14 protein-coding genes and 1 riboswitch are annotated in these 13,909 nt (G+C 56.6%); of the genes, 6 read left to right on the top strand and 8 right to left on the bottom strand.

Annotation, left to right across the window (positions count from 1 at the left end; genetic code table 11):
- Nucleotides 1-79 precede the first annotated feature (79 nt).
- Nucleotides 80-315: riboswitch (cobalamin riboswitch) on the bottom strand.
- A 67-nt stretch (nucleotides 316-382) separates the two neighbouring features.
- Genes V8L70_RS08250 through cobT form a run of 7 tightly spaced genes read right to left on the bottom strand, consistent with a single transcriptional unit; the run spans nucleotide 383 to nucleotide 5,822 of the window.
- Nucleotides 383-808, bottom strand: a complete 426-nt coding sequence (locus tag V8L70_RS08250) for a bifunctional adenosylcobinamide kinase/adenosylcobinamide-phosphate guanylyltransferase (protein ID WP_101145009.1) — start codon at nucleotides 806-808, stop codon at nucleotides 383-385.
- Complete coding sequence (locus V8L70_RS08245) at nucleotides 760-1,413, bottom strand: histidine phosphatase family protein (RefSeq protein WP_101145010.1); 654 nt, start codon at nucleotides 1,411-1,413, stop codon at nucleotides 760-762. The genes V8L70_RS08250 and V8L70_RS08245 overlap by 49 nt, the downstream gene beginning before the upstream one ends.
- Nucleotides 1,350-2,120 carry an adenosylcobinamide-GDP ribazoletransferase gene (gene cobS, locus V8L70_RS08240; RefSeq protein ID WP_101145011.1) on the bottom strand — a complete coding sequence of 257 codons (771 nt, stop codon included), beginning with the start codon at nucleotides 2,118-2,120 and terminating at the stop codon, nucleotides 1,350-1,352. The genes V8L70_RS08245 and cobS overlap by 64 nt, the downstream gene beginning before the upstream one ends.
- 16 nt (nucleotides 2,121-2,136) lie before the next feature.
- Complete coding sequence (locus V8L70_RS08235) at nucleotides 2,137-2,688, bottom strand: bifunctional adenosylcobinamide kinase/adenosylcobinamide-phosphate guanylyltransferase (RefSeq protein WP_101145012.1); 552 nt, start codon at nucleotides 2,686-2,688, stop codon at nucleotides 2,137-2,139.
- Nucleotides 2,672-3,775: a threonine-phosphate decarboxylase CobD gene (gene cobD / locus V8L70_RS08230; protein WP_101145013.1), complete on the bottom strand. Its 1,104-nt coding sequence runs from the start codon at nucleotides 3,773-3,775 to the stop codon at nucleotides 2,672-2,674. Before cobD ends, V8L70_RS08235 begins: the two co-directional genes overlap by 17 nt.
- On the bottom strand, nucleotides 3,772-4,776 hold the full coding sequence (gene cbiB / locus V8L70_RS08225; RefSeq protein WP_101145014.1) for an adenosylcobinamide-phosphate synthase CbiB: 1,005 nt from the start codon (nucleotides 4,774-4,776) through the stop codon (nucleotides 3,772-3,774). The genes cobD and cbiB overlap by 4 nt, the downstream gene beginning before the upstream one ends.
- A complete protein-coding gene (gene cobT / locus V8L70_RS08220) occupies nucleotides 4,773-5,822 on the bottom strand; it encodes a nicotinate-nucleotide--dimethylbenzimidazole phosphoribosyltransferase (protein ID WP_101145015.1) in 1,050 nt (349 codons plus the stop codon). The genes cbiB and cobT overlap by 4 nt, the downstream gene beginning before the upstream one ends.
- 280 nt (nucleotides 5,823-6,102) lie before the next feature.
- Here cobT and edd point away from each other — a divergent pair, with 280 nt between their 5' ends.
- The 4 genes from edd to V8L70_RS08200 all read left to right on the top strand — a co-directional run bounded on the left by edd (nucleotide 6,103) and on the right by V8L70_RS08200 (nucleotide 10,913).
- A complete protein-coding gene (edd, locus tag V8L70_RS08215; RefSeq protein ID WP_101145016.1) occupies nucleotides 6,103-7,995 on the top strand; it encodes a phosphogluconate dehydratase in 1,893 nt (630 codons plus the stop codon).
- Complete coding sequence (gene glk, locus V8L70_RS08210; RefSeq protein ID WP_101145017.1) at nucleotides 7,992-8,960, top strand: glucokinase; 969 nt, start codon at nucleotides 7,992-7,994, stop codon at nucleotides 8,958-8,960. The genes edd and glk overlap by 4 nt, the downstream gene beginning before the upstream one ends.
- Nucleotides 8,961-9,015: 55 nt before the next feature.
- The gene (locus tag V8L70_RS08205) at nucleotides 9,016-9,885 is read left to right on the top strand and encodes an aldo/keto reductase (RefSeq protein ID WP_101145018.1); all 870 of its coding nucleotides are present in this window, start codon (nucleotides 9,016-9,018) and stop codon (nucleotides 9,883-9,885) included.
- Nucleotides 9,886-9,950: 65 nt separating this feature from the next.
- On the top strand, nucleotides 9,951-10,913 hold the full coding sequence (locus V8L70_RS08200; protein WP_101145019.1) for a carbohydrate kinase family protein: 963 nt from the start codon (nucleotides 9,951-9,953) through the stop codon (nucleotides 10,911-10,913).
- Between the two features lie 99 nt (nucleotides 10,914-11,012).
- Here V8L70_RS08200 and V8L70_RS08195 read toward each other — a convergent pair whose 3' ends face one another.
- Entirely contained in the window at nucleotides 11,013-11,684 is a 672-nt protein-coding gene (locus V8L70_RS08195) for an inorganic diphosphatase (protein ID WP_232774458.1), read from the bottom strand.
- Nucleotides 11,685-11,995: 311 nt separating this feature from the next.
- Between V8L70_RS08195 and V8L70_RS08190 the strand changes: the two genes are divergently transcribed.
- Both V8L70_RS08190 and dgoD read left to right on the top strand, forming a co-directional pair.
- Nucleotides 11,996-12,715 carry a FadR/GntR family transcriptional regulator gene (locus V8L70_RS08190; RefSeq protein WP_008956973.1) on the top strand — a complete coding sequence of 240 codons (720 nt, stop codon included), beginning with the start codon at nucleotides 11,996-11,998 and terminating at the stop codon, nucleotides 12,713-12,715.
- A gap of 42 nt (nucleotides 12,716-12,757) precedes the next feature.
- On the top strand, nucleotides 12,758-13,906 hold the full coding sequence (gene dgoD, locus V8L70_RS08185) for a galactonate dehydratase (RefSeq protein WP_101145021.1): 1,149 nt from the start codon (nucleotides 12,758-12,760) through the stop codon (nucleotides 13,904-13,906).
- Nucleotides 13,907-13,909: the final 3 nt, after the last annotated feature.

The following is a 13,909-nucleotide window of genomic DNA, read 5'->3' as shown; positions in this document are numbered from 1 at the left end:
ACAAGGGAGTAACGATAGCGTTGCGCTACCGTTCACTGCCCTAAGAACGCCCTCCGCGTCTCGGCATGGTTGGTTCAGTTAGAACCATTACTCTCGGGCCGGTCTCCGGGCTGACGAGCGAAAGGCGTCTCTAGCAAGAGCAGAGCCACGCTTTTCCGAACGACCACCTTCCCGTGCGTAAGCACAGTGGCGTTTTAGCCGTTCTTATCTCGATCACCGTTGCGGGGGCAGCGTTGGAATCGCGCGAGGCGTTCACCAACTTCCCGTTTCACTAGCGGCTTTTCAGCCGCCAGCACCTGAGAGTGGGCGTAAACTAGCAACTTGCCAAAGGGAGGTCAATTGAATTGGAGCGGGGTATCACGCACAGGAAAGCCGCCAGTGGCTACTTGAGCGCCATCACCAACCCATGGCGCACATACCACACCTGTTCAGCTTGGGCGGTGGCGTCTTGGGTGAACCAGCCATTGAGATCACGCAGGCGCCGCTGCCCTGGTTCCATGGGCACAACCCCACGGCCGACGTCGGTGGCGATCATGATTAACGCCGCGTTTAACTCGTCGGCGCGCTGGCAAAGCTGGATCATATCGCGCTGCCACTGCTGGCGCAGGGCATCGTTATCATCACGTTCAAGAGCAGCACCTAGCCACTCAAGCACGCCAGTGATAATCAGCGGCGTATTGGCGACTAGCGCTTGCTGGCTAACGATGAAAGGCTGCGCAGCATCAAGCAGCCACCACTGCGCTTCGGGAAAGCGAGCGATTACGGCGTCGCGTTTGCCAGCGCAGGCACCGCCGATGAAGAGCTGCATTGCCATTCCCCTTTGCCATGTTCGTCTTTTTGATAAATAAGCTGCCAGCGCCTGCCTTGCGCTTGAAGCACGGTACCGTCCCAGAAATGGATCGTCTCAAAGCGGCGACGTAGCTCACGGATCACGCCGCCGTGGGTGACAGCCAAGACTTTTTTGTGGCCATCGGCAAGAGAGTTGGTCGCCAAATCATAAAGCCAGTCATCAAGACGCTCGCGCAGTTGAGCCGCCGATTCGCCCCCAGGAATTTGCAGCTCGCCCACGCTATCAATCCAGGCACGGTAGTGCGGCAAGTCTTTTAGCTCGTCGTAAACCTTGCCTTCGTACTCGCCAAAATCGAGTTCCCGCAGGCGTGGTTCAAGAGTGAGTGGCACGCCAGCCTTTGTGACTTCTGTCCACGCCAGGGTTTGTTGGCAGCGGTTAAGGTCGCTTGAGTAGATAGCATCAAACCGCTCATCCACCAACGCGTCGCGCAGTGCTAGAAGCCCAACTTCAGCGTCAGGAAGCAGCAGCGGAATATCGCGCTGGCCTTGATAACGACGCTCTAAATTCCAAGCGGTGATACCGTGGCGAACTGCCACCAGCTCCACAGTAAGATCAGTAGCCAAAGCTCTCCCCCTTCGATGGTGGCGCCTACCGTATCGCCGTTAATTCCGTTAAACAGTCGCAACATTAGCCAGCGGATTAGTAACACAAAAACAGTGACCGTTAGCACCATCAACACTATCGCGGGCGCTAGCAATGCCATCAGCACGATCGGCACCAATGCAAGCGCCACATCCTGGCCGCTAAGCGACTGCTGCCAGCTCCAGGCCAAGCCCTTCTGTTGTGCGCAGGGAGTCAGCACCAGTAACGCCACGCCTGCCCAGCGCCCTAGCGCGGGGACTGCTAATAGCCACCACCAGGGTGCGTGATAAGCCAGCAATGCCCACAGCATCATAGCCTTCCAGGCAAGCAGAAACACCAGCGCCAACATACCAAAGCTGCCGATTTGCGGGTCTTTCATGATTTCCCAACGACGCGCCAGGGGCTGATTACTACCCAGCGCATCGGCGATATCCATAACGCCGTCTAAATGCAGCCCGCCCGAAATAGCCACCCAAATGCTTAGCAATGTCAGCGCGGTGATCGGCGCGGGAACGTTTTGCATCCCCAGCGCCACTAGCGCTAGCACAGTGCCAATCAACAGCCCCACTAACGGATAGGCGCGTACTGCCCAGCGTCGGGTATCAGGTGTCCAGGGAACGGCTATTGGAATTGGGACGCGAGTAAGGAACTGCAGCGCAAGCAGAAGACCGAACAGGGCATTTCTCAAATCGACAGCTCCTTCATTAACAAAATGCCTTTGCGGACTTCCAATCAATGACGCACCCCGCCACCACTTCTATTACCGAGTCCGCCTCTGCCGCTAGCCAGCGGTGAACGCGCTGAAGAAACGCCAGATAGCGCCAGGTTTCAGCATCCGAGGGCGGCAGCGCTTCGTTGATATCATTGGAGACAATCACTAGATAGAGGCTACGTGCTCGGGCATCGGCAAGTGCGCTTGCTAGCAGCGCCAAGCCCTCCTCTTCGCTCAGCTCACTGGCGTACAGCACCTGGCTGGCCCAGAGCGTTAAGCAATCCAGCAGCACGGCACTACCACTTGGCACCTTAGCCAGCGCTTGATCAATGGCAAGTGGCTCTTCCAGTGTTTTCCACTGAGCGCTCTGCCACTCCTCTTGTCTGGATTGACGATGACGGGCTACGCGCGCGGCCATTTCGGCGTCGTATACGTCTGCGGTGGCTAAGTAGTAACAGGGCGAACTGCCCGCTGCATTCACAACCTGCTGCTCGGCAACATCGCTTTTACCAGAACGCGCACCACCGCTAACGAAGACAATCATTCAGCACCTTTACCAAGCGTCGATTGGCGGGCTCGTCGCGTAGCGCCACTCGCAGCCATTCGCCATTAAGCCCGGCAAAATTATGCGTATGGCGCACCAGTACGCCCCGGCGCAACAGGCGCTCAAACAGCACGTCGCTAGTGATGCCGCTTGCACGCTGTTCGGCCCCCGGGCGGAGCAGGAAAAAGCACGCTTGGCTGGGCACCACTTGTAGCCCCAATTGAGCGAGCGCTTGTGTCATGCGTGGGTGCTCACTGACCAACCACCGCTGAGTGCGTCGGGTAAAGGCATCATCCGCCAGCAGCGGCGCTACCAATTCTGCCGCTAAGTGATTAACGCTCCAGGGCGGTTGATGGGTCTGTGCCGCTTGAACCGTGGCCGCATCTGCTAGTAGGTAGCCCAGCCGGAGCCCCGGCAGGGTATAAAATTTGGTCATAGAATGGAGCAAGATCAGATGCGGATAGCGCGCCAATAACGTTGCCAGCGAAGCCTCTTCTTGATTGTTACCCACCATATTGATAAAGGCTTCATCGACCACCACGCGGCAATTCAGAGCAGCGGTGTGCTCCAGCAAGACCACCATGGTCGAGAAGTCGATTAGCGTTGCAGTAGGATTATTCGGGCGACATAGAAACAGCACATCGGTATCGCTTAACGCAGCTATCAGCGCATCAATATCCAGACTGAAATCCAGTGGGGACAGCGGAATCTCGCTAATCGACAGCCAGTGGGCATGACAGGCGCGGGCATACTCGCCAAAGCTTGGGGTCAGTATAGCGGCTCGCTTACCCGCATGTAACGCAGCGGTCAGAAAGATGGCCTCGGCACCGCCGTTGGTTAACAGCACCTGTTCGGGCTGAAGCTGGTGGTGGGCGGAGATGGCCTGACGAGCAGCGGAATAATCGGGCGCGGGGTAGCGTTCAAGACCTGTCAGTTGTTTTGCTAACCAATCGCGAACCCACGCCGGAGGCCCCAAGGGATTGAGGTTGGCGCTAAAGTCGTCCAGGCGATGATCGGCGGGCAACCCAAAGTGGGCTAATAGTGCCTCGGCCTGGCCACCGTGGCTGGGCCATATTAATTTGCTCATAATAGCCCCTGAAAAATGAATAGTAGCCCCATTATCACGACCACTGACAGCAACATAAATAGCATCCAGGCGCCGTGCATCAAACGGACAGTAGCGCCGATATGAGCAACACTCAGCGTCTCAAGCGGCTCGCCCAGGGTCGCACGGTGGGAAGCCACGCCTTTATAGAAGTTGGTGCCGCCCAACTGTACACCCAGCAGCCTCGCTACCATGGCTTCCGGCCAACCAGCGTTCGGGCTGGGATGGCGAGGCGCATCCCGGCACGTGCCACGTAGCGCACCTTTCCAGCGTAACGTTAAAACAGTAAAAGTGCTCAGCAGCAGGCCAGCGAGCCATAGACACAGCGCGGTTAAGCGTGCGGGTACCCAGTTGGCCACATCGTCCAGCTTCGCGGAGGCAAAACCAAAATCAGCATAACGCTGGTTTTTATAGCCGACCATCGAATCCAGAGTATTTACCGCCTTATACGCCAGCGCTAGCGGTGCCCCGCCAATAAGAGCAAAAAACAGCGGCGCAGTGATGCCGTCCACGGTGTTTTCAGCCACGGTTTCCACAGTGCCCCGGGTGATTTCCGCTTCATCCAAGCGATGGGTGTCGCGGCCCACAATCATGCCCAGCGCTTGGCGTGCGGCGGGCAAATCGCCCTTGGTTAGCGGTTCTACCACCGCGCGGGCCGCATCGCCCAATCCTTTGATCGCCAGTGTCGTAGAGAGCAGCCAGAGTTCGGCGACCAAAGCCAACCCAGGGTGCAACTGCGTTAACACTGCTAGCAGCAGCCAGCTGATACTCCATACGCCACCTACCACGATGAGCGTCAGCAGGAAGCCGCACACTCTACGCTGCTGCGCAGTCCCGCGATTCCAAAGCTGTTCAAAACGACTGATAAACCGCCCGATCAGCACCACCGGGTGTGGCAGTGAGCGCGGATCGCCGATGAGCAAATCAATTATGATCGCTAAGATGATCAGCACAATACCGCCAAAAGTGGCGCCTGGGATCATGGTGATGCCTTATCGCTAACACCGGCATTTGCGAAAGTGGCCATTTCCGCCATCATCGCTGTGGCCGCCTGCAGCAAGGGGTACGCCAGCGCCGCGCCGCTGCCCTCGCCTAGCCGCATGCCCATATCCAGCAGCGGCTTGGCGTCTAGTGCACGTAACGCAACATCGTGCCCCGGCTCTTGGGAACGATGGCCAAAAATCAAATAGCCGCGCACTGCGGGACACATCCGGCAGGCGGTGAGTGCGGCGACGGTGGCGATGAAGCCATCCACAATCGCAGGCAACCGATGCGCTGCTGCAGCTAAATACGCGCCGGTCATGGCGGCGATCTCCAGCCCGCCCAGCTTGGTCAACACCTCTAAGGGTGCCTGTGAATCAGCATTGCGCGCCGCGATGGCACGCTCAATGACGGCCACTTTATGGGTTAGCTGCTGTGGGTCAATGCCCGTGCCAGCGCCCACTAGGCTTGCTACCGGCTCGCCGGTTAACACTGCTAACATGGCGCTGCTGGCGGTGGTGTTGGCAATACCCATCTCCCCGACTATAAGGCACTTTGCCCCCGCCTTTATTGCCCGCTCTACCGCCACCACGCCTGCATTAATGGCCTCTGCTGCCTGCTCAGGCTGCATCGCATCTTCTATCGCCATGTTGGCGGTACCGCGGGATACCTTGGCATTCACCACACCAGCTGCCGTGATATCGCTCGCCACGCCGACATCCACCACTTCAACACGCGCGCCAATCTGCCGGGCAAACACGTTAACCGCCGCGCCGCCCTGGGCAAAGTTAGCCACCATCTGAGCAGTCACCGCTTGCGGAAAGGCTGAAACACCCTCCGCGGCAACGCCATGATCGGCGGCAAACACAATCACGGCCGGCGGTATTACGCTGGGCTTCAGTTCGCCAGTGATAGCGCTAAGCTGAATGGCTAACGCCTCTAGGTCACCTAAGCTGCCTGGCGGCTTGGTTAACGTATCCAAGTAGCGACGCGCTTGCTCACCTGCATGAAAATTAACTGGCTGGATGTCGTCAAGAATCGCGTGCATGCAGGCTCCGGCTTGGTGAGTAGACAAGAAATATTAAACGTAGCGCGCAAAAGGGTAGCAAAAGCCTGAGTGCTATACTTGCTATTTCACTGGTGGCTCTACCAAGCTGTTGGGGTTCTTTGGATTCATCCGCGCATTTGCGGGAAAAATTCGACGCCCCATATTCGGGTAATAAAACTACAATTGTGGTTTTTATTGCCGTAAAGTCTCTTATATCGACACTAAAAAATGTAAAATAACTACATGTGTTACACACCGTCTTTATCATGCAGAGGTCCCTATGCCGAGCTCAACACCTGCCACTCTAAACCCCACCGTTGCTGAGGTTACCCAGCGCATCCGTGAGCGCTCCAAGCACCGGCGTGCTCTCTATGAATCTCATATGGCTGACCAGCATAAGCAAGGCGTACATCGCGGTGAACTTTCCTGTGGGAACCTAGCGCACGGCTTTGCAGGTTGCGACGTGCCTACCGATAAGGGCCGACTGAAGTTAACCAATAGCGCCAACTTGGGCATCATATCGTCCTATAACGATATGCTTTCAGCCCACCGGCCATTTGAAGACTATCCTGCCGCTATTAAAGAAGCCGCACGCGGCATGGGCTCAACCGCTCAGTTTGCCGGGGGTGTGCCCGCCATGTGCGACGGTGTTACCCAAGGGCAACCGGGCATGGAGCTATCGCTTTTCTCCCGTGATGTGATCGCCATGGCAACCGCGGTTGCGCTTTCCCATAATATGTTTGATGCAGCGCTGTATTTAGGTATCTGCGATAAAATCGTGCCAGGTCTCTTTATTGGTGCCGCACGCTTTGGCCATCTACCCGCCATTTTTGTCCCCGGCGGCCCCATGACAACGGGCCTACCTAACGATGAGAAGGCTAGAGTGCGTCAGCTTTATGCAGAAGGCAAAGTAGGTCGCGATGAGCTTTTAGAAGCCGAATCACAGTCGTATCACAGCCCTGGCACCTGCACCTTCTACGGCACTGCCAACTCCAACCAGCTGATGATGGAGATGATGGGGCTACACCTGCCCGGCGCCTCTTTTGTTAACCCAGGTACTCCGCTGCGCGAAGCACTTACTCGTTACGCCACTGAACAAGCGATTCGCAATACCGAGCAAAGCGGCAATTACCGTCCGTTCTACAAGCAGATTGACGAACGTGCGATCGTTAACGCTATCGTAGGGTTGCTGGCCTCCGGCGGGTCTACCAACCATACCCTGCACTTGGTTGCCATGGCGGCTGCGGCGGGCATTACCATTAACTGGGATGACTTCACGGACCTCTCCGCCGTGGTGCCCAGCATGACCCGTATCTACCCCAATGGCCAAGCGGATGTTAACCACTTCCAGGCTGCTGGTGGTATGAGCCTGCTGATTCGTGAGCTACTTGGTGCTGGGCTTATCCATGCGGATATCGCTACCGTCTTTGGCACCGATATGATGGCCTACACTCAGGAGCCTTTCCTTGAAGAGGGCAAGCTCACGTGGAAAGAAGGCCCTACGTCCAGCCATGATTCAGACGTTCTGCGTCCGGTTAGTAATCCCTTCTCGCCCACCGGCGGGCTTACCGTGCTTGACGGCAACCTCGGCCGCGGCGTGATTAAAATCTCGGCAGTAAAACAGGATCATCGCGTCATCGAAGCGCCGGTACAGCTGTTTGATGATCAAAATCAGGTAAAAGCGGCGTTTGAATCCGGCCAGCTTGATCGTGATGTGATTGTGGTGGTGCGCTTTCAGGGGCCCAAAGCCAACGGCATGCCTGAACTACACAAGCTCACTCCGTTCTTGGGTGTGCTTCAAGACCGCGGCTATAAAGTTGCCCTGGTAACGGACGGACGTATGTCTGGGGCGTCGGGTAAGGTTCCGGCCGCTATCCACGTAACACCAGAGGCCGTTGACCGTGGGCCGCTTTCGAAACTTCAGGATGGTGATATCGTTCGCCTGGATGCCGACAGCGGCGAGCTAAACGTATTGATAGACGCCGCAAAATTCAATGCCCGTCCGTGCGCCGAAGCCAATCTGGAACACAACCACTTTGGCATGGGCCGTGAGCTCTTTGGCGGCTTCCGCCACTTGGCCACCAAGGCCGAAGAGGGAGCGGGCGTGTTTGGTGGTTTTGAGGCAGAAGTACTAGCGCGGGAGCTGGAAAAAATCGAGCAGGAGGACCAATGAGCCGACCGGCCCTCATTGGCGACATAGGTGGCACCAATGCACGCCTGGCGTTAGTCACGCCAGGCGAGATCACGCCGCACGATATTGTGAATCTTCCCTGCGCTGACTACCCCGGCGTTATTGAAGCGGTGCAGGATTATTTACAGCGTGTCGGTGCTACCGGCGATAAAGCACCTCAAGAGGCGTGCTTAGCCTTTGCTTGCCCCGTTCACGCTGAGCGGGTCAAGATGACCAATAACCACTGGGAATTTTTAAAAAGCGAGGTTCAGCAAGCGCTGAACCTCGCTGTTTTTAAAGTCATTAACGACTTCACCGCCCAGGCGCTGGGTGTGCCTCATGTCGCTGCCAGTGAATTGGTTGAAGTCCAGCCGGGCAAGTCACAAGCGCACGCCACACGTCTTGTCATCGGGCCTGGCACGGGGCTAGGCGTTGCCGGGGTATTCCCCGGCCAACGCGCCTGGATTCCACTGCCTACTGAAGGCGGCCATGTCACCTTCGCGCCCACGGATGATACCGAGCGAGCGATTGTGGATGTGTTTAAACAGCGTCGTACACGTATCAGTGTAGAGCGGGTCTTATGCGGCCAGGGTTTGTTAGAACTTTATCAAGCCTACTGCACGTTTGAAGGTGCTGAACCACGCTTAGCTAGCCCGGCGGATGTCACAAAAGCCGCTAATGAAGGCGATACCCTCGCCACTGCCGCCCTGCTGCGTTTTCTAAAAATTCTGGGCGATGTATGCGGCGACGCCACGTTGACCATGGGCGCAAGGGGCGGTGTTTATCTGTGTGGGGGCATTCTGCCGCGCCTGCTCGATTGGTTACCCAAAAGTGAACTGCGCGCCGCTTTCGTCAATAAAGGACGCATGGGTGCTTATAATGCCGATATCCCCATTTGGGTGGTTACCGCCCCATGGACAGGCTTATTAGGCGCCGCTGAGGCACTGCATAACGAAGAGGTTTTTTAATAACATTTCTAGCACCTCTAACAACACTCCTAACAACACCAATACGGAACCTGCTATGCCCGCCGCCATTTTTGATGTGCCGTTTTTACTCGGCATGATGCGCCTGCACGAAACACCCGCCATGCACGAACCTGAGGGATTGGCGGACTGGATCGAAGCGCACCTGGAACAGGGCCTTAATTGGTTTGACCATGCGGACATTTACGGCAACGGCCAAGGCGAGACGCTTTTTGGCGCCGCACTGCGGGCGCGCCCTGCCCTGGCTCAGCGGGTCAATGTCGTCACCAAAGCGAGCATCGCCAACGACAACCCTGCACCCGGTTCGGGTAAGGTAAAGCACTACAACGCCAGCCCTGCTTATCTTCATAGTGCCATTGATGCCTCACTTGCGCGTTTGAATGTCGAACGTCTCGACCATTTTCTGATTCACCGCCCTGATCTTCTGATGAATGCGGAAGTGACCGGCCGGGCGCTGGACGATGCCATAGAAGCAGGCAAAATTAGCGCTGCGGGGATTTCCAACCATTTGCCCAGCCAGTGGCGGCGCTTGCAGGGCGCCATGCATCACCGCTTATCAGCTAACCAAATCGAGCTCTCGATTGCCCACACAACGCCGCTGTTTGACGGTAGCTTTGATGACCTCTGTGCCGATGGCCACACGCCCATGGCGTGGTCACCTTTGGCAGGTGGGCAGTTGATGCAAGGCGCCGTTGGCGAATGTTTGGATAAGTGGGCAACAGAGCTTGATAGCACCCCTAGTGCTTTAGCGCTGGCATGGCTGCGCAGTCTTCCTAACTCGCCAGTACCGGTCATTGGCAGCGTTAAACCTGAGCGAATCAACGACATGCTCAAAGGCCCTGCCACGCTACCTCGGGAAGCCTGGTATGAATTGCTAGAAGCCGCCCGCGGCCACTGCGTGGCATAAGGCTATTTGTATAAAACGACGCGGTACAAAACAACTATTACGTTAATTACACTAAGGAGCCACTGATGACGCCAATCATCGCCTTTGGGGAAGCACTGGTGGATATGCTCTCCAGCCGTCTAGGGGCGGCAACGGATGCACAGGAAACCTTTACGCCCTACGCCGGTGGTGCTCCCGCTAATGTGGCGGTCGCCTGCGCTCGTTTAGGCGTACCCAGCCAGTTTCTAGGCATGGTGGGCGACGATACGTTTGGGCACTTCATCGTGCGCGAACTCAACAGTCACGGCGTCGACACCAGCGGCGTGGTATTTACCCGAGAAGCCCGCACAGCGCTGGCGTTTGTTTCCCGGGATGACGTGGGCGAGCGCACTTTTGATTTTTATCGCCCACCCGCGGCTGATCTGCTTTATCGTCTTGAGCACCTACCCCACGGTGTCTTTGAGAACCCCGCTATTTTACACCTGTGTAGCAACAGCCTGACTGACCCTGAGATTGCCGATGTCACCTTGGCAATGGCCACCATGGCCAAACGGGCAGGTTGCCTGGTCAGCGTAGACGCCAACCTGCGTCACAATTTATGGCCCGGTGGCGAAGCGGATGCCAGCTTAGTCACGCAGCTGCTAGACGGCGCTGAGCTGCTCAAGCTCTCCCAGGAAGAGCTCGACTACTTGCGTGCCGACCACCCTGCGGAGTCGTGGCTTTCAGAGCGGCTAGCGGCAGGGGTAAAAGTTATCTTAATCACCGACGGCCCCAACGATGTCGTACTCAAAGGCGTCGGTATCGACCAGCGCATCACACCACCCAAGGTTGAAGCAGTCGATACCACCGCGGGTGGCGACGCTTTCATTGGCGGGCTGCTGGCGGAACTCTCGGCCCACGGCATCAATGAGAACTGGCACAACGATGCCGACTTTCTTCGTCGCGCAGTGGATACCGCCTGCCACTGCGGTGCCCACGCGGTCACTCGGCCAGGTGCCTACGCAGCGCTGCCAACGTATAGGGATATCGAGGCGATCCGGAACACTTAACACTGGCCAGTAAGGTTGGCTTGTTTGATCAGCGAGTTTGGTGACCGCCAGAGCGGTCACCAATGTTAGTTGGGCATGTCAATTACTGTGATTTGAATACTATTGCATCGCTGCGAAGTTTTCAGCTGCGGCTTCTAGCACCGCCCTTGCCGATTCTGCATCGTCAAATCCAAGCCCTTCCATCCCGCCATCAGGCCCTTTGTAATTGGCAAACCATAGATCAATGATCTGACTGACACCTGGGTACTCGCTATCCAACTGCGCCATGCTTTCAATGTGTGCAAAAGGTGAATCCTGGGTGAGAACGGCAATTAGCTTGTCATCTTGCTCGCCGCCATCCAGCATTTTCAGTACACCGATCACGTTCACGTCGACAATTTCACCACGAGGAACGGCTTGACCCAAAACGATCACGTCGAGCGGATCCCCATCACCGCCCAACTCTTTTGGCAGAGCCGTGCCTGGAATAGCGCCATAATTACCGGGATACCCCAGATAACTCACCACGCGCGGCTCACCGTCTTTATATTCCCAATAAACCGCTTTGGGATCATCTTTACTGACTTCCCATTTCGCCGATGTACCCGTTGGTATTTCAACAATAGCCCTTACCGAGCCATCTGCATTGATGGCATCCATAGTCATCAAGTCGTCATCACCTACAATTGTGAACTCATCTGCTGCGTTCATGTTTTGGGCAATGGGCGTAGTGTCAGAAAACGCCAATCCGCCTAGCACCTCAGCCTGAGCAGCAGACGCTAAAGCCGTCATACACGCGACACCTGTGAGTAATAGTTTTTTCCGCATCATGTTCTCCATTGGTTATTGAGATACGTTAGCGAGGAGAAATGACGGAGTAATGACAGTCTGAAGTTGGCATTTCTTACTTTTCAAAATTGGATGCTACGCCACGGCATCCCCACGAGTCGTTAGTCACTGGCCCACATCTGTTGCAAACCGGTGTGGGCTTTTTTGATTGGGTAAGGCGTCACCGGCTATCTAAAGACTCTTATGGCATGACTTGTTTAAATGTCAGACATTTACTAGACTAAGATTCATCCAATAAAAAATAAGAGATAAACATGACGCTGGACGCTCTACCGCCCCACCAGGGGGGCGCTGAACAGTTAGCGCGCCTACTCGCCCAGGCGCTGCTGACAGGCCATTGGCAGCCGGGTGCTACCTTCCCCCGCGAGCTTGATATCAGCAAACACTTTGCGGTGAGCCGCAATCAGGTGCGCAATGCGCTAACCAGCCTCTCCGCGGCAGGGCTACTGGAACGTACGGCGGGTAGGGGCACGCTGGTGCGAGAAATGGGCGACTGGCACCTGCTTGACCCGCTGATGAGCGAGTGGATGACCGGCCTGGTCAATCTTGACCCTCAGCTGGTACGGGCTATTTACGCCTTTCGTTTTTCTGCCGAACCAGTAGTCGCCGGGCTCGCCGCCCAGGCCGCTGAAGCTGAAGACCTCGAACGCTTGGAGCGCGCCTTTGCGGGTATGGAAAACACCGCAGGCAGCGTTGATGCGCGCGATGAGCATGCGGAATACGACGTTGCCTTTCACGATGCCACCTATCGCGCTAGTCACAATTTAGTCTGGCGACAAATGGGGCATTTACTGCGCCCATCTATCATGGCGTTGATTCATGGCTCTCAACACCGTACTGACACCTTGGACGACAGCCTCGCCCGCCATCGTCAAGTACTTGACGCTATTCGCCATCGCGATGCCAGCGCTGCAGAAACCGCCGCCAGAGAAGTGCTGCGCCGCACCGCCATTGACCTTGGCATTGTTAGCTAACATTACTCACTAAATATTTCCTATCCAAAAGGATGACCGGACATGAAAATTACCAAGCTCAAGACCTGGCAAGTTCCTCCGCGCTGGCTGTTTCTCAAAATCGAGACTGACGAAGGCTGCTACGGTTGGGGCGAGCCGGTGATTGAAGGCCGCGCCGCAACCGTTGAAGCCGCCGTGCACGAGCTTTCCGACTACCTAATCGGCCAGGACCCGCACCGAATCGAACACCTCTGGAACATCATGTATCGCGCCGGATTCTACCGCGGTGGCCCTATTCTGATGAGTGCGATTGCCGGTATTGACCAGGCGCTATGGGACCTTAAAGGTCGCGACCTGGGTGTGCCCGTTCACCAGCTGTTAGGCGGTGCCGTGCGCGACAAAATGCGTATGTACGCATGGACCGGCGGCGATCGACCAAGCGACGTGGGCGCTGGCGCCAAAGCGCTGGTCGAAAAAGGCTTTACGGCTTTCAAAATGAACGGCACCCCCGAGATGCAGATCGTCGACTCCCATCGCAAGATTGATGAAGCAGTAGCACGAGTCGCGGAAGCGCGAAACGCCGTGGGCCCGGATGTTGGCATTGGGATCGACTTTCATGGCCGTGTGCATCGGCCAATGGCCAAAGCACTGCTGCGCGAGCTGGAGCCTTTTCACCCGATGTTCGTGGAAGAGCCGGTCGCCCCGGAGCACTTGCCTTGCCTGAAGGATATTGCCGGTGGCCTGGGTTACCCGCTAGCCACCGGGGAACGGCTGCACACCCGCTTTCAGTTCCGCGACCTACTGGCCGACGGCATGATCGACATTATTCAGCCCGACATTTCCCACTGCGGCGGGATCAGCGAGGGGCTAAAGATCAACGCCCTGGCATCGGCCTACGATGTCGCCCTGGCACCCCATTGCCCGCTCGGTCCGTTAACGCTGGCCGCATCGCTACAGCTGGATGCAGTCAGCCACAACGCCTTTATTCAAGAGCAGAGCATGGGCATCCACTACAACCAGGGCAACGACGTTCTCGACTACTTGGTCGATAAATCGCCGCTCGCCATTGAAGACGGTTTCTGCGCCATTCCCCAAGGCCCAGGGCTTGGCGTCGAGATCAACGAAGAGTTCGTTGAGGAGCGCGCCAAAGTGGGGCACCGCTGGCGTAACCCGGTTTGGACGCATGAAGACGGTTCAATTGCGGAGTGGTAAGCC

This window comes from Vreelandella arctica, from assembly GCF_037070215.1.
In the GTDB taxonomy this organism is placed as follows: Bacteria; Pseudomonadota; Gammaproteobacteria; order Pseudomonadales; family Halomonadaceae; genus Vreelandella; species Vreelandella arctica.
Note: the sequence above shows the minus strand (reverse complement) of the source record. Positions and strands in the feature narration are given on the sequence as shown.

Coding starts and splice junctions, on each gene's coding strand:
- V8L70_RS08250 (WP_101145009.1), bottom strand. CDS start 808: ATGCAGCTCTTCATCGGCGGTGCCTGCGCTGGCAAACGCGACGCCGTA.
- V8L70_RS08235 (WP_101145012.1), bottom strand. CDS start 2,688: ATGATTGTCTTCGTTAGCGGTGGTGCGCGTTCTGGTAAAAGCGATGTT.
- cobD (WP_101145013.1), bottom strand. CDS start 3,775: ATGAGCAAATTAATATGGCCCAGCCACGGTGGCCAGGCCGAGGCACTA.
- cbiB (WP_101145014.1), bottom strand. CDS start 4,776: ATGATCCCAGGCGCCACTTTTGGCGGTATTGTGCTGATCATCTTAGCG.
- cobT (WP_101145015.1), bottom strand. CDS start 5,822: ATGCACGCGATTCTTGACGACATCCAGCCAGTTAATTTTCATGCAGGT.
- edd (WP_101145016.1), top strand. CDS start 6,103: ATGCCGAGCTCAACACCTGCCACTCTAAACCCCACCGTTGCTGAGGTT.
- glk (WP_101145017.1), top strand. CDS start 7,992: ATGAGCCGACCGGCCCTCATTGGCGACATAGGTGGCACCAATGCACGC.
- V8L70_RS08205 (WP_101145018.1), top strand. CDS start 9,016: ATGCCCGCCGCCATTTTTGATGTGCCGTTTTTACTCGGCATGATGCGC.
- V8L70_RS08200 (WP_101145019.1), top strand. CDS start 9,951: ATGACGCCAATCATCGCCTTTGGGGAAGCACTGGTGGATATGCTCTCC.
- V8L70_RS08195 (WP_232774458.1), bottom strand. CDS start 11,684: ATGACGGCTTTAGCGTCTGCTGCTCAGGCTGAGGTGCTAGGCGGATTG.
- V8L70_RS08190 (WP_008956973.1), top strand. CDS start 11,996: ATGACGCTGGACGCTCTACCGCCCCACCAGGGGGGCGCTGAACAGTTA.
- dgoD (WP_101145021.1), top strand. CDS start 12,758: ATGAAAATTACCAAGCTCAAGACCTGGCAAGTTCCTCCGCGCTGGCTG.